The organism is Streptomyces sp. NPDC031379, assembly GCF_055569615.1.
On record NZ_JBVIIT010000019.1, the window covers coordinates 129,160 to 146,566 of the forward strand.

21 protein-coding genes and 1 pseudogene are annotated in these 17,407 nt (G+C 70.6%); 15 read left to right on the forward strand and 7 right to left on the reverse strand.

Going from position 1 to position 17,407, the window contains the following annotated elements; all coding sequences use genetic code 11:
• Window positions 1-34 precede the first annotated feature (34 nt).
• Both ACZ5CW_RS26315 and ACZ5CW_RS26320 read left to right on the forward strand, forming a co-directional pair.
• Complete coding sequence (locus ACZ5CW_RS26315; protein ID WP_468605439.1) at window positions 35-484, forward strand: SHOCT domain-containing protein; 450 nt, start codon at window positions 35-37, stop codon at window positions 482-484.
• 30 nt (window positions 485-514) lie between these two features.
• Complete coding sequence (locus ACZ5CW_RS26320; RefSeq protein WP_468605441.1) at window positions 515-952, forward strand: DUF7144 family membrane protein; 438 nt, start codon at window positions 515-517, stop codon at window positions 950-952.
• Between the two features lie 67 nt (window positions 953-1,019).
• Here ACZ5CW_RS26320 and ACZ5CW_RS26325 read toward each other — a convergent pair whose 3' ends face one another.
• Complete coding sequence (locus tag ACZ5CW_RS26325; RefSeq protein WP_468605443.1) at window positions 1,020-2,105, reverse strand: DUF5937 family protein; 1,086 nt, start codon at window positions 2,103-2,105, stop codon at window positions 1,020-1,022.
• A 100-nt stretch (window positions 2,106-2,205) separates the two neighbouring features.
• Here ACZ5CW_RS26325 and ACZ5CW_RS26330 point away from each other — a divergent pair, with 100 nt between their 5' ends.
• Complete coding sequence (locus ACZ5CW_RS26330) at window positions 2,206-3,447, forward strand: MFS transporter (RefSeq protein WP_468605445.1); 1,242 nt, start codon at window positions 2,206-2,208, stop codon at window positions 3,445-3,447.
• A gap of 51 nt (window positions 3,448-3,498) precedes the next feature.
• Here the strand turns inward: ACZ5CW_RS26330 and ACZ5CW_RS26335 are convergent, their stop codons facing one another.
• Window positions 3,499-4,104, reverse strand: coding sequence for a hypothetical protein (locus ACZ5CW_RS26335; protein WP_468605447.1), 606 nt, complete (start codon window positions 4,102-4,104; stop codon window positions 3,499-3,501).
• Window positions 4,105-4,283: 179 nt separating this feature from the next.
• Here ACZ5CW_RS26335 and ACZ5CW_RS26340 point away from each other — a divergent pair.
• From ACZ5CW_RS26340 to ACZ5CW_RS26350, 3 genes and pseudogenes are all read left to right on the forward strand, one after another.
• Window positions 4,284-6,007: pseudogene (locus tag ACZ5CW_RS26340) on the forward strand (dolichyl-phosphate-mannose--protein mannosyltransferase).
• Window positions 6,008-6,175: 168 nt separating this feature from the next.
• Window positions 6,176-7,405, forward strand: a complete 1,230-nt coding sequence (locus tag ACZ5CW_RS26345; RefSeq protein ID WP_468605449.1) for a cytochrome P450 family protein — start codon at window positions 6,176-6,178, stop codon at window positions 7,403-7,405.
• A gap of 132 nt (window positions 7,406-7,537) precedes the next feature.
• The gene (locus ACZ5CW_RS26350; RefSeq protein ID WP_468605451.1) at window positions 7,538-7,747 is read left to right on the forward strand and encodes a hypothetical protein; all 210 of its coding nucleotides are present in this window, start codon (window positions 7,538-7,540) and stop codon (window positions 7,745-7,747) included.
• A 40-nt stretch (window positions 7,748-7,787) separates the two neighbouring features.
• Here ACZ5CW_RS26350 and ACZ5CW_RS26355 read toward each other — a convergent pair whose 3' ends face one another.
• The gene (locus tag ACZ5CW_RS26355) at window positions 7,788-8,075 is read right to left on the reverse strand and encodes a hypothetical protein (RefSeq protein ID WP_468605453.1); all 288 of its coding nucleotides are present in this window, start codon (window positions 8,073-8,075) and stop codon (window positions 7,788-7,790) included.
• 167 nt (window positions 8,076-8,242) lie between these two features.
• Between ACZ5CW_RS26355 and ACZ5CW_RS26360 the strand changes: the two genes are divergently transcribed.
• From ACZ5CW_RS26360 to ACZ5CW_RS26370, 3 genes are all read left to right on the forward strand, one after another.
• A complete protein-coding gene (locus ACZ5CW_RS26360; protein WP_468605455.1) occupies window positions 8,243-8,809 on the forward strand; it encodes an SMI1/KNR4 family protein in 567 nt (188 codons plus the stop codon).
• Between the two features lie 165 nt (window positions 8,810-8,974).
• Window positions 8,975-9,730: a TetR/AcrR family transcriptional regulator gene (locus tag ACZ5CW_RS26365; protein WP_468605458.1), complete on the forward strand. Its 756-nt coding sequence runs from the start codon at window positions 8,975-8,977 to the stop codon at window positions 9,728-9,730.
• Window positions 9,727-10,617, forward strand: coding sequence for an alpha/beta fold hydrolase (locus ACZ5CW_RS26370; protein ID WP_468605460.1), 891 nt, complete (start codon window positions 9,727-9,729; stop codon window positions 10,615-10,617). The genes ACZ5CW_RS26365 and ACZ5CW_RS26370 overlap by 4 nt, the downstream gene beginning before the upstream one ends.
• An 81-nt stretch (window positions 10,618-10,698) precedes the next feature.
• Here the strand turns inward: ACZ5CW_RS26370 and ACZ5CW_RS26375 are convergent, their stop codons facing one another.
• Window positions 10,699-11,175: an SRPBCC family protein gene (locus ACZ5CW_RS26375; protein WP_468605462.1), complete on the reverse strand. Its 477-nt coding sequence runs from the start codon at window positions 11,173-11,175 to the stop codon at window positions 10,699-10,701.
• Window positions 11,176-11,392: 217 nt separating this feature from the next.
• Between ACZ5CW_RS26375 and ACZ5CW_RS26380 the strand changes: the two genes are divergently transcribed.
• From ACZ5CW_RS26380 to ACZ5CW_RS26405, 6 genes are all read left to right on the forward strand, one after another.
• A complete protein-coding gene (locus ACZ5CW_RS26380) occupies window positions 11,393-11,635 on the forward strand; it encodes a hypothetical protein (protein ID WP_468605464.1) in 243 nt (80 codons plus the stop codon).
• A gap of 480 nt (window positions 11,636-12,115) precedes the next feature.
• Complete coding sequence (locus tag ACZ5CW_RS26385; protein WP_468605593.1) at window positions 12,116-13,054, forward strand: NAD-dependent epimerase/dehydratase family protein; 939 nt, start codon at window positions 12,116-12,118, stop codon at window positions 13,052-13,054.
• Window positions 13,051-14,016 carry an RNA polymerase sigma-70 factor gene (locus ACZ5CW_RS26390; RefSeq protein WP_468605466.1) on the forward strand — a complete coding sequence of 322 codons (966 nt, stop codon included), beginning with the start codon at window positions 13,051-13,053 and terminating at the stop codon, window positions 14,014-14,016. The genes ACZ5CW_RS26385 and ACZ5CW_RS26390 overlap by 4 nt, the downstream gene beginning before the upstream one ends.
• Before the next feature lie 151 nt (window positions 14,017-14,167).
• On the forward strand, window positions 14,168-14,761 hold the full coding sequence (locus tag ACZ5CW_RS26395) for an NADPH-dependent FMN reductase (RefSeq protein ID WP_468605468.1): 594 nt from the start codon (window positions 14,168-14,170) through the stop codon (window positions 14,759-14,761).
• A gap of 24 nt (window positions 14,762-14,785) precedes the next feature.
• Window positions 14,786-15,493, forward strand: coding sequence for an NAD(P)-dependent oxidoreductase (locus tag ACZ5CW_RS26400; RefSeq protein ID WP_468605470.1), 708 nt, complete (start codon window positions 14,786-14,788; stop codon window positions 15,491-15,493).
• 100 nt (window positions 15,494-15,593) lie between these two features.
• Complete coding sequence (locus ACZ5CW_RS26405) at window positions 15,594-15,965, forward strand: VOC family protein (protein WP_468605472.1); 372 nt, start codon at window positions 15,594-15,596, stop codon at window positions 15,963-15,965.
• Here the strand turns inward: ACZ5CW_RS26405 and ACZ5CW_RS26410 are convergent.
• From ACZ5CW_RS26410 to ACZ5CW_RS26420, 3 genes are all read right to left on the reverse strand, one after another.
• Window positions 15,952-16,539, reverse strand: coding sequence for an SDR family NAD(P)-dependent oxidoreductase (locus ACZ5CW_RS26410; protein ID WP_468605474.1), 588 nt, complete (start codon window positions 16,537-16,539; stop codon window positions 15,952-15,954). The two genes, ACZ5CW_RS26405 and ACZ5CW_RS26410, sit on opposite strands and share 14 nt — an antisense overlap.
• On the reverse strand, window positions 16,532-17,065 hold the full coding sequence (locus ACZ5CW_RS26415; RefSeq protein ID WP_468605476.1) for a DinB family protein: 534 nt from the start codon (window positions 17,063-17,065) through the stop codon (window positions 16,532-16,534). Before ACZ5CW_RS26415 ends, ACZ5CW_RS26410 begins: the two co-directional genes overlap by 8 nt.
• Before the next feature lie 105 nt (window positions 17,066-17,170).
• The gene (locus tag ACZ5CW_RS26420; protein WP_468605478.1) at window positions 17,171-17,347 is read right to left on the reverse strand and encodes a hypothetical protein; all 177 of its coding nucleotides are present in this window, start codon (window positions 17,345-17,347) and stop codon (window positions 17,171-17,173) included.
• Window positions 17,348-17,407: the final 60 nt, after the last annotated feature.

Consider the following 17,407-nt stretch of genomic DNA (forward strand, 5'->3'; position numbering starts at 1 on the left):
CCAGGCCCGGAGGTGACGAGAAAGGATCACGCAGATGGACCTCGCATACGACTACCCCCTGCTGGGCGCCCTAGGGACCATGCTGTGGTTCTTCCTGTGGATCATGTGGTTCTTCCTGCTCTTCAAGATCGTCTTCGATGTCTTCCGTGACGATTCCATGGGCGGCTGGGGCAAGGCCGGCTGGCTGGCGTTCGTGATCGTGGTGCCGTTCCTCGGCGTCTTCGTCTACCTGCTCGCCCGTGGCAAGGACATGGGCCGCCGCGAGATGGAACGGGCGATCCAGCAGCGCGAGGCGTTCCACTCGTACATCAGGGAGACGGCGGGCGGTCCCGGTTCCGGCAGTGCCGACGAACTCGCCAAGCTCGCCGACCTCCGCAGGCGCGGCGACATCACGCAGGAGGAGTTCCACAGGGCGAAGGCGCTGGTCCTGAGCGGCAGCGGCCCCACAGACAGCGCCACCTCGGCAACGCTCGGCCCTCACTGATCATCGGACACAATCGATCGAGGCCTGAAAATGACCACGACACACACCACAGAGGCAGGCAAGCAGCAGTGGGCCGCCGGGCTGACGCTCTTCGCCGCCGTCATGCTGATGGTCGCCGGAGTGATCGACATCTTCCGCGGCCTCATGGGAATCGCCAGGGACGACGTGTTCATCGCGACGAACGGCTACATCTTCCAGTTCGACCTGACCGGCTGGGGCTGGGTCACCCTCATCCTGGGCGCCGTCGCCGTGCTGGTGAGCCTGGGGCTGTTCCGGACGGTGACGTGGGCACGGATCTCCGGCATCGTCATCGCCGGACTGATCATCATCGCCAACTTCCTGTCCCTGCCGTACTCCCCCATCTGGTCCACCCTGATGATCGCCTTCTCGGGAGTCGTCATCTGGGCCCTGTGCGTGGCGCAGCCCCGAGAGGACATGTCCCGCCAGGACACCTCACGCGTCACCTGATCCTGCGATGCGGCGGACCTGAGGAAAACGGAGGCGGTCGCCCGCGCTCCGGCGGGCCAGAGCCCGTTCAGCGCAGCACGGCCGCCAGCAGGTCGGTGCCCAGCGCCGTCAGATCGTGCAGATTGAGGGTGTAGCGGACGTAACGACCGTGCCGCCGGGCCGTGAGCAGGCCCGCGCGGCGCAGGACGGCGAGGTGGCGGGAAACCTCCGGGGGCGAAAGTTCCCAGGCGTGGGCCAGCTCACCGGTCGTGTGCGCGCCGCGGGCCAGGGTGCGCAGCAGCCGCAACCGCACCGGATGGGAGAGTGCCTCCAGCCGCAGCGTGACCGTGTCCAGCGACACCGGCTCTGCCGGACTCGGCTCCGCCACGGGGTACTGCACCACCGGCTGCCACCCGGGCGCGTGGACCACCACCAGGTGAGGCCCGCCGAAGACACTGGGTATGAAGGTGACCCCGGCACCGTGGGCGGCGGTCGCCTTGTCCTGCAGCTTGTCCACGATGATGCAGTCGCCGTCCGGGGCCAGGGAGACCGCGCCGGAGACCGACGCGAGTGCCGGCCCGACGCCCTGGCGCCGCAACAGGTCGTTCTTCAGGCGCAGATCGGTGGCGAGCCCAACGGCGACGTCCGCCCAGGCGGCGTCGAAGAAGGCCTCGGCGCACTGTTCGAGGGTCTGGCGCACCCGCGCCCGCACGGCGGCCGGGTCCGCGAGCAGGCGTTCCGCGAAGGCCTCTTGCCGCGCGCCGCGGGCCTGGGCCAGCTCCAGGGCCCGCTCGCGCGCACCGGCGTCGGTGAGCGGCGACGGAGCGGCGAAACGGACCCGGCTGCCGCCGCACGTGGTGACGAGCGCGGCGGTCACATACGTTTCGTCGTCGATCCGGTCCACGTCGTCCAACTCCTCGGCGAGGGTCGGGCGAGGCCGGGCGGGGAGCAGGAAGTCGGCCTGTGAGGAACGCCAGAGGAACTCCGCCTCCCTGAGCCGCTCGGCCAGCCCCGGCCGCAGCCCGGCCCAGACCTCCCCGGCCCAGCCGGCGTGCCGCGGATGATGCCCGGGTTCGGCCAGCACGTGCAGCATCGCGGTCAGCTCGGCCAGCGGGGAGGCGGCGAACCGCACCCGCCCGGACGGCAGGCCGCTGATGTCGATCCTCAACGTCATCCGCTCATCATCACGGCTCTGACGTCCGGTGACGGCGTCGATTGACGGTGTCCGTCAACCGACGTGCCCGGCCCGGCGGCCGCACGCACCGTCGGACGTCATGGCAACCCTCACCAAGATCCAGCCCCGCGCCCTCGTCCGGGCCTCCGGAGGCCCCCGCTATGCCCTCGCCCTGGCCGTGGACGCGCTCGGCACCGGCCTGCTGCGGCCCTTTCTGCTGCTCTACGGGGTGACGGTGCTGAGGCTGTCCGCGCCGGTCACCGGCATCGCCATGACGGCCGGCGTCGCCTTGGGCCTGGTGTGCATGCCGGCGGTGGGCCGATGGCTGGACCGGGGCGCACGCAGCACGGTCGTGGCGGCGTCGATGCTGGTCCGGGTGCTGGGCGTGGCACTGCTGCTGTTCACTCCGGCGGGGCACGTCTGGCCGTTCGCGGCGGCGGCGCTCTTCCTCGGCGTCGGCAACCAGGCATGGCCGGCCGCCCACGCGGCTCTCGTGGCCACGGTCGCCCACGGCCGGCAACGCGACACCGCTCTCGCGGGAGGCCGGGCCCTGCGCAACGCGGGCCTGGGCGTGGGCGCGCTCCTCGCCACCGCATGCCTGACGGGCGGAACGACCGCGTTGCAGGCGCTGGCAGCCGTCACCGGGCTCGCCTATCTCGCCGCGGCGGCCCTGGCGTGGTCGGTCCGCCTCCACGCGCATCCGGCCGCTGCCCCGGCCAAGGACAGGGACGAGGCGCCCGGGCCCCGGATGCGCGCGCTGCCGGCCGCCAACGTGGTCTATGTCTTCTGCCTCAACGTCCCCGAAATCGCGCTCCCGCTGGTCCTGGTGACACAGTTGCACGCATCCCCGATGTGGTCGGCAGCCATCTTCGTGGCCAACACGGTGCTGGTGGTCACCCTGCAGGTTCCGGTCACCGTCCTGATGTCCCGCTTCTCCCGGCGGACCGTGCTGGCTCTCGCCGGCGTGGTACTCGCCGCGTCCTACCTCGGCTTCCTCGCGGCCACCTCACTGGGACACGGTTGGGGCGCCCCTGCCGTCGCCACGGTGTCCGTGGTCTGCACCATCGGCGAGATCCTCTACGCCGGCAGCGCCACCGCGCTCGTCACCGCCCTCGCCCCGGCCCACCTCCTGGGACGCACCCTCGCCCGCTTCGAACTCTCCACGGGCTTCGGTCTCGCCGTCTCCCCGGCGGTCATCACCGCTCTCGCACCCCACGGCGCGGCCGCCCTCTGGGGCAGTCTCGCCGCCGCGACGCTCCTGTCCGCCTCCGCCGTCGCCACCGAGACGGATCGAGGAAGGCGGCTCGGCGGTTGCCTCCGCCGGGCGCGAGCGCGCTCGTGAGTTCGGCGAACGCCTCGGGTGACCGGTCGTGGAGCCCGCTGTGAGGGCCGGTCAGGCGCTCGCCGCGGGGACCAGTTCGCAGGGGCAGGGGCGGTATTCCAGGCCGAGTTCGCCGTCGACGGCGCGGCTGGTGCGGGTGGCGGCGTCGGCGACCTTCTCCCAGGAGCCGTACTTGGCGTAGAGCTGGTCTGCCGTCGGGCCGAGGGGGTTGCCGTACTTCGCCATGTTGCGCTCTTCCAGCAGCCGGACCTCCTCGGGCGACATCCCGGCCCGGGTGATCTCCTTGGCGTCGTTGCGCATGTCGACCAGGTGGCGTGCGATCTCCTGCGGGCTGCGTCCCTCGGCACGCATCGCGCACCGCACGCGGTCCATGTCCCCGATGAGGGAGTGGTACCGCATGCGGATGTCCCGCTGTTCCTCCCGCTCCTGCGGAGTGGACCGGCGGATCTCGCACACCACCGGCTCGGGGCTGGTGCACGGGCCGGTGGCGGGCGGCTCCTGCGACAGCGGGGCGACGACGACGGAGCCGCCGCAGGAGTCGGCGCAGTACGCCGCCGGTGCGGCGACGAACGTGGTGGACAGGGCAGTCGTGAGGACAGCGGCCACGACCAGGGCGGTGCGCTGCAGCAGCCTGGTGATGCGCGGGCGTTGAGACATGACGCCAGTCTTCGGGGCGGGGGAGGACGGGGTCCGGAGGCGCGCGTGCGGGTCACACCTACGGGCGACGGGAGACAGACGACGGTGGACGACGCGCGTCCGGGCGAGGAAGCCGGGCGGCCGCGACGCCGGCGGTGAGACCGGATCCGGACGCCACACGTTTCAACTATGGTCGTCCGGTGACGAGTAGCAACGCGACCGGTTCCCCTGTCCTCGACGACACATGTCCCGCACCGGCGCCCGGCAACTGGCGTGAACGGCTTCGCCGGTTCGGATACGTGGCACGGCCGGGGGCCGACATCCGTGAGCGTCTCGTGCCGCCGTTTCCGAAGCCGTCGGCGCGTCTGTGGGGGTTCACACGTTTCGGCCCGGCGCGGGTGGAGCGTGTCGCGCGGGTGATGGACTGGCTGGGCCCGGTGCTCGTCGCCGTCCTGGCGGGGGCGGTCCGCTTCTGGCACCTGGGCCGGCCGCGGGCGGTCGTCTTCGACGAGACCTACTACGCCAAGGACGCCTGGTCCCTGCTGCGGCTCGGCTACGAGGGCACCTGGCCGGACCGCACGGTCTCCGACCCGCAGATCCTCGGCCACCCGCAGTCGATTCCGCTCTCCGACACCGGGGCCTTCGTCGCGCATCCGCCGACGGGCAAGTGGGTGATCGCCCTCGGCGAGTGGATGTTCGACCTCACCCCGTTCGGCTGGCGCTTCATGACGGCCCTGCTGGGCACCCTGTCGGTGCTCATGCTGTGCCGAATAGGACGCCGCCTGTTCCGCTCGACACTGCTGGGCTGCCTGGCCGGCGCGCTGCTGGCGATGGACGGGCTGCACCTGGTGATGAGCCGCACCGCGCTGCTGGACCTCGTCGTCATGTTCTTCGTCCTGGCGGCGTTCGGATGCCTGCTGATCGACCGGGACCACGCCCGAGCCCGGCTCGCGGCAGCCCTGCCGGCAGGCGAGGACGGCCGTACACGTCCGGACGCACACACCGGCGACCACGCCGGGACGGGCGTACGCATCTGGCGGCTCATGGCCGGCCTCTTCCTGGGACTGGCGGCATCCACCAAATGGAACGGCCTGTACGTCCTGGCCTTCTTCGTGATCCTCACCCTGCTGTGGGACGCCGGCGCCCGCCGCATCGCGGGAGCCCACCACCCCTACCGCGCGGTACTGCGCAAGGACCTCAGCTGGTCGTTCCTCTCCCTGGTCCCGGTCGCCGTCGTCACCTATCTGGCCACCTGGACCGGATGGTTCCTCTCCGACAACGGCTACGGACGCCACTGGGCCGACGGCCGCGGCGGCACCTGGTCATGGATCCCCGCCCCGCTGCGCAGCCTGTGGCACTACGAGTACAACGTCTACCAGTTCAACGTGGGGCTGCACTCGCCCCACACCTACGAGTCCAACCCCTGGAGCTGGCTGGTCCTGGGCCGCCCCGTGCTGTTCCACTACCAGTCACCCAAACCCGGACACGACGGCTGCCACACCACCGCCGACTGCTCACAGACCGTCCTCGCCCTGGGCACACCCCTCCTGTGGTGGTCGGCATGCTGCGCCCTCGTGTACCTGCTCCACCGCTGGGCGCTGCGCCGCGACTGGCGCGCCGGTGCGATCCTGTGTGCGGTGGGTGCCGGCTATCTGCCCTGGTTCCTCTACCAGGACCGAACGATCTTCTCCTTCTACGCGGTCGTCTTCGTGCCGTACCTGTGCCTGGCCGTCACGATGATGGTGGGAGCCCTGCTGGGGCCGCCGGGCGCGACCGGCAGACGCCGCATCGGGGGAGCGGTGGCCGCGGGCGTGCTCGTCCTGCTCATCGCGTGGAACTTCATCTATTTCTTCCCCCTCTACACCGGGCAGACGATCCCGTACACCGACTGGCACAGCAGAATGCGCTCGACACCTGGATCTGAGCCGGACCACGCAGACCCACGCTCGGGCCGGTACCGTCGCCGGACCTGCACGGCATCGGCCCCCGCTCCGTCGGTCCTGCACAGACGCCATAATTCGGACAAATGACACAAACACCCTTAGGATTCAACAAAGGGTGCGTTCGGTCGTCGCGTGCCCGGGGAGGCGTGATGAGCCGGCAGCCAGTCCTACTTCCCTACGCCGATCCGGCCTTCGTCGCGGATCCCTTCCCGCTCTACCGACAGCTACGAGAGGACGGCCCGGTCCGCCGCGCGATCATTGCCGGCGGTCTGGACGCCTGGGTGGTCACCCGCCACGAGGACGGGCTCGCCGCCCTGGGCGACCCGAGGCTGAGCAGCGATGTCCGTGACGCCTCCGACCCGCGCCTGATGGAGCAGCTGCCCGTTTTCGAGCGCGAATCGATGATGAGCAACATGCTGCGCTCCGACCCGCCCGATCACACCCGGCTGCGCCGCCTGGTCTCGAAGGCGTTCACGGCACGCCGGATCGCCGAGCTGCGGCCCCGCGTCGAGGAGATCACCGATCGGCTGCTCGACGCGGTGCTGCCGGCCGGCCGGGCCGAACTGGTCGCGGACTTCGCGCTTCCCCTGCCGGTCACCGTCATCAGCGAGCTGCTCGGCGTACCGGTGGACGACCGGCATGACTTCCAGCGATGGACCGACACCCTGGTCGTCCGCGGAGAGGAGATGCCCGACCCGGCCGTCGTCGACGAGGCGTGGCAACAGATGCGCGCGTACGTGACGAAGCACCTCGAAGCCAAGCGCGCCCGGCCCGGCGACGATCTCCTCAGTGCGCTGATCAGCGCCCGCGACGAGGAGCGGCGGCTGAACGAGGACGAGCTGATCGCCATGACCTTCCTGCTGCTCGTGGCCGGCTACATCACGACGGTCAACCTGATCGGCAGCGGTATCGCCGCGCTCCTCACCCACCCGGAACAGCTGACCCTGCTCCGGCAGCACCCCGAGCTGCTGCCGGCCGCGATCGAGGAGTTCCTCCGCTACGACGGCCCGGTCAGCCCGGGCATCGTCCGCTTCGCGCGCGAAGACGTCGAGATCGCGGGCGTGACCATCCCGCGTGGCGCGACCGTGGTCGTCGCGTCCGCGATCGCCGACCGTGATCCGGCACGGTTCCCCGACCCCGACAGACTGGACATCACCCGTCAGGACAACGGTCATCTGGCCTTCGGGCACGGCATCCACTACTGCCTGGGCGCGCCACTGGCCCGGCTGGAGGGCCAGATCGCCATCGGAACGGTGCTGCGCCGCCTGCCCGATCTCGCCCTGGCCGTGCCGCCGACCGAGCTGAGCTGGCGGCCCGGCGGCCTTCGCGGCCCGGTGCGGCTTCCGGTCACGTTCACCCCCGGCGGCCGGGCGGGCTGAACACCAGCACCCATACGATCTCCGGGCTGGTCGTTCGCCTTCGAAGGGGGAACAGTGCTGCGGGCCATGAGTTCGGGCGGTACTGCCGGACTTGAGTGACGCTGCTGGGCGCCCCCGTGGCAAGCGGCCGACGTGGCGAGTTGCCGGGCGACCCGGGCGTACACCCTGGACAGCCATGACGGGCAGTTGGGGGAGGGGCTCAGCGACAACATCGTGTGCGGCTCGAGCGCCCGCTTCAGCATCATCGTGCCGGCGGACGTCCCCGGCGGAGCAGCGGTCGTGCGGGTCTGCCTCACCGACGGTTTCCACAAGCCCCTGCGCTGCGAGCGCTACGGACGCTGATCCCTGCTCCTGCCTCGAACCAGAGGGAACCCACCACCGGTCAACCGAGGAAGACGCTGTGCGTTCCGGGTACCTGCACGGCCAGCCCGGGTGGGAGGATCCGGACGACACCACCCTTGCAGCCCGGAACGTTGTGGACCAGAGCGGGTATGTCCGTGAAGTTGAAGACGGTTGACAGTTTCGGGATCTCGTAGCAGCCATGCGGGTGATCGTGAACGACTCCGTCGATCTCGAGGAACCCGTTCGCGGCCAGGGCCGAGCCGGGAACGGTGAGTGCGAGCACCCCGGCGCCGGCGAGGGTGGCGAGTGTCGAGCTGATGCGACGCATGTCGAGCCTCCTGACGTCCAGGCCAAGGCATGTCCCGGCCCTGCAACCGACCGTACGGAAATGTGCACACATCGCATCCCGGCGTCACCCATGTGGAGGACCGGGTCCGTCGCGGAACGGAACCGGCACGCCCCTGGGCGTTTCGCATGTCCAGTAGCGTTCGTCCCGTGAACACCCTCCACGATCTCGTCCGCCTCTGCCCACCGCCGGCCGTCCCACCGCCCACCGTGGACTGGGCGCAGGCCGAACGTGCCCTCGGCACAGCTCTGCCCGCGGACTACAAGGAGCTGGTCGAGAAGTACGGCGACGGGATCTTCGACGAGACGGTCTGGCTGCTCGTCCCCGACTCCGCCTACGACGACTGCGACTTGCACGCGCAGACCGCGGAACGGGCCGAGATCCTGGCCGGGTTGTGGGACGCGGGGGAGGACAGGCCCGGCGAACTGCAGGAGCCGGGCGCCCGGGTCCTGCCCTGGGCGTTCGAGGAGGGCACGGGGGCGTTCCTGTACTGGCTGGTGCGGCCCGGCCGGCATCCCGACGAATGGACGGTGCTCTACAACGAGGGACGCGGCCCACTGTGGGAGCACCACGACACCGGGTGTCTCGCCTTCCTGCTGGCGGTACTCACGGGGACGGCGCAGACGGAGTACTTCGGTCACCTCTACGAAGTGCTGCGGCCGGAGGAGCACCGTTTCGCGTCGGCCGACGAGGTGCTGGAGGCCTCCGGGCAGTGACCCCGCCGACGGCTCACGACGCCCTCGTCCGCCGTTGGGCCCGCAGCCGCCGACCCGCTGCCGGCCACGGGACCGGGACGCGACGGAGGCCGACCGGCTCTTGTCATGCGTCCAGTGGACGCGTAAGAATGCGTCCAGTGGACGCATCCCTGGCAGGAGCAGCCCATGACGGTCGCCGGCACCCCCGGCCCCGAGCCCTCGCACGCCGTCGACTCCGGTCCGGGCAGCGCGGCCTGGTGGCAGGACCGCTACGCGGAACGCGCCCGCCGCAGGCCGCGCCCGGGCGGGCTGACCCTGGAACGCATCACCCGTGCCGCCCTCGAACTCGTCGACCGCGAGGGCCTGGACGAGCTGACCATGCGCAAGCTGGCCGACCTGCTCCAGGTACGGCACACCTCCCTCTACCGGCATGTCGCCAGCCGGGACGTTCTGCTGGTCGAACTCGTCGACCACGTACTGGGCGAGGTGGAACTTCCCGTGCTGGGCGAGGACTGGCCGGCCGACCTGGAGCGGAGCGCACGCGAATTCCGCAGGGTGCTCGCCGCCCACCCGGCCGTGGCGCCCCTGATGACCACCGGTCAGCTCCTCGGCCCCAACGCCCTGCGCGCCCGTGACCACGCCCTGGCGGCGCTCCTCCGCGCCGGCTGGCCGGCGGAGACCGCCGTGCACATCTACCTCACGGTCACCCACTTCGTCATCGGCGCGGCCGTCTGGGCGGGCAGTGGCGCCGCCCGCACTCCGGCTCGGCGCAGGGACATGACGGCACTGTTCGCCTCTCTGCCGCCCGACACCTACCCCGTCGTCCAGCGCCATGCCGAACTGTTCAACGTGCCGGACGCGGAAGCCGAGTTCGACTTCGGGCTGCGCGCGCTCCTCCGAGGATTCGGGCATCCCCGCACCACGGAATCGGAGACCCCATGACACGCCGTGTCCTGCCGCCCCTGCCCGAGTGGACAGCCGGCGGACGCCACCTCACCGTTCGCGGGCACTCACTGTTCGTCCGTCAGGACGGCTCTCCCGACGGCCGTCCGGTCACGCTGATCCATGGGTTCCCCACCTCGTCCCACGACTGGGCGGCCGTCGTCCCCCGGCTCGTCGAGGCGGGCAACCGTGTCACCACCGTGGACCTGCTCGGTTTCGGTGCGAGCGACAAACCCCGGGGCCACGCCTATTCCGTCCTGGAACAGGCCTCACTGGTCGAGGGGGTGTGGTCTGCCGTCGGTGTGGACCGGACCGCCTTGGTGGCCCACGACTACGGCGTCAGTGTCGCCCAGGAGCTGCTGGCCCGCGACCCGGCCCGCGTCACCCGCATGGCATGGCTCAATGGTGGTCTCTACCACGATCTGCACCGGCCGGTGCGGATCCAGCGTCTCCTCCACGGCCCCCTCGGTCCTCTGCTCGCCCCGCTCGCCACGCGACGGCGATTCGTCTCCTCGCTGCGCCGGATTCTCGGCGGAGACGTCGCGGACGAGGACCTTCGAGATCTCTGGTCGTCCGTCAGGGACCGGGACGGGCACCGCCTTGCCCCCCGGCTGCTGCGGTACATCGACGAGCGTCGCGAGCATGCCGACCGCTGGATCGGCGCCCTGGAATCCTACGAAGGGCCGACCCTCTTCGTCTGGGGACCGGCAGACCCGATCAGCGGTGCCCACGTCCTCGCACGTATCCGCGAACGCATGCCCGAGGCCACGGTGGCGGAACTCGCCGGACCACCCCCGGTGGGCCATTACCCTCCGATCGAATGCCCTGCCGCCGTCGCCCAGGCACTCACCGCCTTCCTGGAGGGACGGCGAGGCACCGGTCGGTGAGACCGCTCGTGAGCGGGTCCGTGGGTGGCGCCCCGGCGGCAGCCCGCCGGGGCGCCCGCGTTCCCGCGCGGCTGAGCGGGATCAGAGGGCAGGGCCGGAGTCCCCGGGCGCGATCCGGCCGCGCCACTCACCGGACTCCGCCCCGCGCTCTTCGATGTATTGCTTGAACCGGTTCATGTCTCCCTTGACGCGCCGGTCGATCGTACCGAGCAGGTCTCCGACCTTCTCGACGGCGCCACTGGGCTCGACGTCCATCACCAGCTCCACCCGGGTGTGGGTGTCGTCCAGGCGCTCGAAGCGGACCATGCCCTTTTGACGGGTGTCGCCGGTCGTGCTGCGCCAGGTGATGCGTTCGTCGGGAAGCTGGTCGACGATCTCGGTGTCGAACTCCCGCCGCACTCCACCGATCTTGGTGGTCCAGTGATTGTGCCGGTCGTCGAGTTGCCTGACCTCCTCGACCCCTTCCATGAACTGGGGGAAGTCCTCGAACTGCGTCCATTGGTTGTAGGCCGTGTTGACGGGGACGTTGACGTCCACCGACTTCTTGTGCGTGCTCATTGGTGCGCCTCCGTTGTACGGGCCGATCACCGTCGGCCTCCGGGCGGACCCGGGCCCGTCGCGACGGGTACCCAAGAAGCCGGTGATTACGATCGCGGGCCGCGGCCCGGGAAAACCGCGGCCCGAGAACCCGGTCCGCGTTCAGTGACGGCTGTACCCGATCGGGCGGTACGTCCGAGGGCCGGCGTGCCAGGCCTGCCGCCTAGGATCCGTGCACGTGACGGACATCCCCGAGGAACTGGTCGGACTCGAACGATCAGCCGAAGTCGAGCGTGCCAAGCTCGCGGGCCTCACCGGCGACGATTACGAGGAGCAGTCGCGCCGCTGGCGCGCGGCGTCGGACGCTGTGCAGGCGGCGATCGCCGCGCACGCCGAGGCGACCGGAAGCAGTCGGCAGGAGGTGGAGCAAGCGGTGCGACGGGCCGTGCACTGCTCCCAGGAGGACCCGGCGGTCGAGTAGCCACAGGCCTCGGCGGGCCTTCAGGAGTCCACCCGGCGTGTTCGCATCGCTGCCGGGAGCGACCGCGGTGCCGGAGCGGTCGGCGGTCTCGTATCCGTTGACGAACCGCCAGGCTGCCGCGCCCTGCCGGGACGCTCTTGCCGGCCGTCCGTGCCGACCGGTGAAGGAGCCACGCAGCCGCGCCGCCCTCGCCGAGCGCGCGCAGCGTCCGTGGTCGAGCCGGGTCGAGCCGGCGATCGTCGGCTCCGCGAGGGCCTCGCCTCGGGGGCCCGGCGGCACCGGCACGCGGACCTGCCCGGCCGGGAGGCCATGGACTGCGGCTGTCGCCTGCTCGTCGCGGGACGGTGAGGCCGGCCCGGCCTGCTCTCGGCGCCGGCCCCTTACGGGGCGCTTTCCGCACACGGTCTTCCGCGCCATGTCACAGATGGCCGGGCTGTCTTGTCTCGTGAGGTGGAGACAGGCGCTCACATCGGGAAGGTGATGGTCATGCGGGTGTTCGTGGCAGGCGGGACAGGGGTCCTGGGGCGGAGGCTGGTGCCGCAGCTCCTGGCCCGCGGTCACCAGGTGACGGCCACCACGACGGGCGCGGCCAAGCTGGGCATGCTGGCGCGGCTGGGCGCGGACGGAGTGGTGATGGACGGGCTGGACGCGGCGTCGGTGGGGGAGGCGGTGGCCAAGGCCCGGCCGGACGTGATCGTGCACCAGATGACCGCGATCTCCCTCGGGCACGCCGGCAAGCCCGACATCAAGCACCCGGACCGATGGTTCGCCCTCACCAACCGGCTGCGCGGGGCAGGCACGGACCACCTGCTGGCGGCGGCCGAGGCGACCGAGGTGTCCCATGTCGTCGCGCAGGGCTACGCCTCCTGGAACGGCATCCGCGAGGGCGGGTGGGTGAAGACGGAGGAGGATCCGCTGGACGTGCTGGAGGGCACGGCGGCACAGGCGGGCCTCGAGACTCTGCGGTACGCCGAGGAAAGGGTCCTGCGGGCCGGCGGCGCGTTCCTGCGCTACGGCGCCTTCTACGGTCCGGGCGCCATCGACGACCAGGTCGAACTGGTCCGCAGACGGCAGTACCCGCTCATCGGGCGGGGCACGGGCTACAGCTCGTGGGTGCACCTCGACGACGCGGCGAGCGCCACCGTCCTGGCCGTGGAGCAGAAGGCGGCAGGCGTGTACAACATCGTCGACGACGAACCGGCCCCGGCGAGCGAGTGGCTGCCCCACCTGGCGGCATGCGCGGGAGCGAAGCGGCCGATGCGGATCCCGGTGTGGCTGGCCCGGCTGCTGGCCGGCGACCAGGCCGTGGTGATGATGACCGAGGGGCGCGGCTTCACCAATGCCAAGGCCAAGCGCGAACTCGGCTGGCAGTTGCGCCATCCGTCGTGGCGCACGGGTTTCGAGGAGGAGCTGGCGTGACCGGGAGCACGGGGAAGACCGAGGAGTTCGAGGAGCTGCGGCCGCTGCTGTTCTCGATCGCGTACCGGATCCTGGGCAGTGTGGCCGAGGCCGAGGACGCCGTCCAGGAGGCCTGGCTGCGCTACGAGGCGTCCCCGACACCCCCCACTTCGGCCAAGGCGTTCCTGTCCGCCGTGGTCACCCGCATCTCGATCAACGTGCTGCACTCGGCCCGCGTCCGGCGCGAGGAGTACGTCGGGCCCTGGTTCCCCGAACCGCTGCTTGCCGATCCGTACCAGGACCCCGAGCGCTCGGCCGAGCTGGCCGACTCGGTGTCGATGGCGGCGCTGCTCCTGCTCGAACGGCTCTCCCCGCTCGAACGCGCGGTGTTCGTGCTGCGGGAGGTGTTCGCCTTCGGCTTCCCCGAGATCGCCACGGCGGTGGGCCGCTCGGAGGCTGCGTGCCGCCAGCTGGTCGTACGGGCCCGCCGCCACATGCACGAAGGCCGGCCCCGGTTCGAGGCCGACCGGCGCGAACGCGAGGAACTCGCCACGCGGTTCTTCGAGGCCGTCACCGAAGGGGACGTCGACGGACTGAGGCAGCTGCTCTCCGCCGACGTCCAGCTCATCGCCGACAGCGGCGGCAAGGCCCCGCAGTGGTCCGCGGGCTTCTTCGGCGCGGGCCACGTGACTCAGGTGCTCACCACCCTCCTGCCGCCCTTCATGCGCATCGGCGGCATCGTGGAACCGCACCAGGTGAACGGTCAGCCGGGCGCGATCTTCCGCGATCGGGACGGCAAGGTCGTCAACACCTGGACGCTCGACATCCTCGACGGTCAGATCCAGGCGATCCGCACCGTGAGCAACCCCGACAAACTCGGACATATGGGCCCCGTGGCGGATGCCTGGGCCGTCCTGCGCGACACGCAGCAGGCCCAGCGAGCCCCGACTGACAGCGTCAGCCGGTCCCACCGGAGCCCCTGAGCCGCGCCGCCCACGGCAACCAGGCAGGCAGCGGCATCCCCCGGAGAGACCCCGGCAGGAGTCCACGGCCACCGGCGGCGACGTGCCGCGCCACCCCATGACGCGCCCCAGCTACAAGGGCAATGAGAAGGACAAGGACTAGGCATCGCCCATGACAACGATCGGCATCATCATCGGCAGCGTCCGCCCCGGCCGCAACGGCCACCGCGTAGCCAGATGGGTACAAGACCTGGCCGCCCGACATGCGGGCGACACGGCCGAGTTCCAACTCGTGGACCTGGCCGACTACGCGCTGCCGCTGCTCGACGAACCCGTACCGGCACGCGCGGCACCGGGCCGGCAGCCGCACACGCGGCGATGGGACGAACGGATCGGCTCGTACGACGCCTTCGTCGTCGTCACCCCCGAATACAACACCGCGCCCCCCGCGGCCCTGACCAACGCCATCGACTACCTCCACGAAGAGTGGGGAGGCAAACCGGTCGCCTACGTCGGGTACGGCGTCTTCGGTGCGGTCATGGCGGTGCAGAAGCTACGCGCACAGGCGGGCGTGCTCCGGATGGCCGACATCGGACCGCAGGTGGCGCTGTCGCTGCGCGAGGACTTCGTCGACCTCACCGACTTCCGGCCACGAGAACTGCACAGGGCACGGATACACGCACTGGTCGACGAACTGCTGGCCTGGACCCACGCGCTCGGCCCCCTGCGCGCCCCCGCCCGGCCCGCCGGCCGACACGTGCCGTAACCGGCACAGCCAGGAACAACCGGCATGCGAATCACCGTCTTCGGGGCCAACGGCCCCACCGGCCGCCTGCTCACGGGCCAGGCGATCACCGCCGGACATCAGGTCACCGCGGTCACCCGGCAGCCGGACTCCTTCCCGCTGCGCCACGATCGGCTCGAGGTGACCGGCGCCGACGTACTCGACCCGGCAGCCGTCGACGCGGCCGTGGCAGGTCAGGACGCGGTGCTGTCGACGCTCGGCGTCCCCGCCGGCAAGCAGCCGATCAGCACCTACTCCCGGGGAGCGGCCCACATCGTCACCGCCATGCAACGCCACCGGGTGCGCCGACTTGCCGTGGTCAGCTCCAGCGGGGTCGACCCGCGGCCCTACTCCGACGGCGGGTTCCTGTTCAACCGAGTGCTTCTGCCTTATGTGACACGGGTGCTGGGCAAAACCCTGTACGACGACATGCGGCGGATGGAGACCCTGGTCGCGGCCAGCGGTCTCGACTGGACGATCGTCCGCCCGAGCGGGCTCTACCACCTCCCGTGCGTCACCGACTACACCCTCGTCGAAGGCCACGCCGACGGCAGGTTCACCGCCCGCACGGACCTGGCCGCGACCCTGCTGGCCCAGCTGGACGACGACCGCCACGTCCACACCACCATCAGCGTCATCACCACCGTCGACCACCCCACCCTGCTCCAGTGGATCCACCGAGAAGCGCTGGCCAAGCACTCAGCAGATCAGTAGCGCATCGTCCCCGCGGCACCGCACGACGCGGCCCGCTCAGCTGTGGGCGGCCGGCTCTAAGGTGTTGATCGCGGAAGTCCACCGACCGGCCGGAGATGCCATGTCCCTGCAGATGAAGTTGGTTGCGATAACGCTCGATTGCCCTGACCCGCCGGCCTTGGCGGCGTTCTATCAGCAGGCCACCGGCTTGGAACCGCACCCGAAGTCGGACGCCGACTTCGCGGGCCTCAACGGTGAGTTCGGACTCTTCATCGGCTTCCAACGGGTCGACGACTACCGGGCTCCGAGCTGGCCCGACCAGATCGTTCCCCAGCAGCTGCATATCTGCTTCACGATCGAGGAGGACTTGGACGAAGCAGAGGCCCGGCTGCTGGAGTTGGGTGCGGGCAAGCCGGATCACCAGCCCCACGGGGACAAGGCGCGGGTTCTCACCGATCCGGCTGGGCATCCCTTCTGCATCAGCACACGCTGATCGCCGAGGGTGGCTGCTCGCGTCGGTCTGCACGGTGAGCCGGCAGCCGCCCCGCCACGAACCGTTGACCTAGAACGTGCCCTGCCCGGACGCGACTCGACAGAAGGAAGGCCACCGTGGCCGCCACGTCGTCGGGCGTGCCGGTGCGCCCGAGGGGGTGGAAGCAGTTGAAGCGGTCGAGGGCGGAGTCGACGTCCGCCTTGGGGATGAACTCCTCGTAGATCGGCGTGCGTACGAGGGTGGGGACGACCGCGTTGACGCGGATGCCGTGCGAGGCGAGTTCCATCGCCAGGTGCTGGGTGAGCAAGTGCAGTCCGGCCTTGGCCATCGAGTACGCCGACGACGGCGTGGCGGCGACGGCCTGGTGCGCCCACATGAAGCCGATGTTGACGACGGCTCCCCTCGCACCGCGGGCGATCATGTTGTCGGCGACGGTCTGGGTGAGGAAGAAGAAGGCCCGGTTGATGGTCTGGTGGCGGTCGTAGTCCTCGGGCGTGTGCTCCAGGAAGGGCTTCGGGGCGAAGACACCGGCCGCGTTGACGGGGGGAAGGTGTCCGGTGCGGTGGTCAGGCATGGGGGTCGAGGACGAGGTAGCCGTCGACGCGGCTGAGCCGGTCCGAGGCCGGGTCCGGCGGCAGCGCGTGACCGAGGCTGTCGGCGCGGACCTCGCTGATCCACTGGTCGTGCTGGTACTCGTGGTTGATCAGCGCGGTCAGCAGGTAGGTGCCGACGACGGTCAGTTGGGTGGGGGCACCGACATTGCCGGCGGCGATGTCTCCGATGCGGGCGTGGACGCGTTCGGCGACGGTGTCCCGGAACGCGGTGAGCCGCTCGACGGTGGGCAGCGCGCCGCGGAACTTCTCCGGATTCGCCGAGTCCATGAGCGCGTCCAGTTCCGGGTCCGGGCTGGGCTCGGCCGCGGTCAGGTTGCGGATCATGAAGTGAGCGACGTGGGCCTGGTGGCCGAGATGCCAGCCGATGGCACTGGAGTCCTCGTGCGGGCGCCAGGTCACCTCGTCAGGGGTGAGGTCTTTCCACAGGTCATCGGTGTAGGCGCGGGCACGGTCGTACTCGCTCAGCAGAGCTGTGAGGCAGTGCATGACTCCACCTGTCGGTGTCGGGGGGAAGGGGGCGCGTCCCGGGGCGGGCGCGGGCGGTCCTTGACAGGGCCGGAGCGAGGGTCTGGCGACGGTTCCGGGAAACGTTCAGACGGTGTCGTAGACGCGCACCCCGGGTGCCGCCCTCAGCAGTGGGGACAGGCCACCGGCCACATGACGGACGGCCGCGAGGCTGTCGGCAAGGCGGAGCAGGTCCGCGGCCAGTGGGGAGTCGGCGCTCCAGACCGCTTCGAAGGAGATCTGAACCTCGCGTCCCTCGTTCACCAGTGGCCGGTGGGGCACCTCGGGCGAGGTGAGTTTGGAGCGGGGGACCATGGCCGAGCC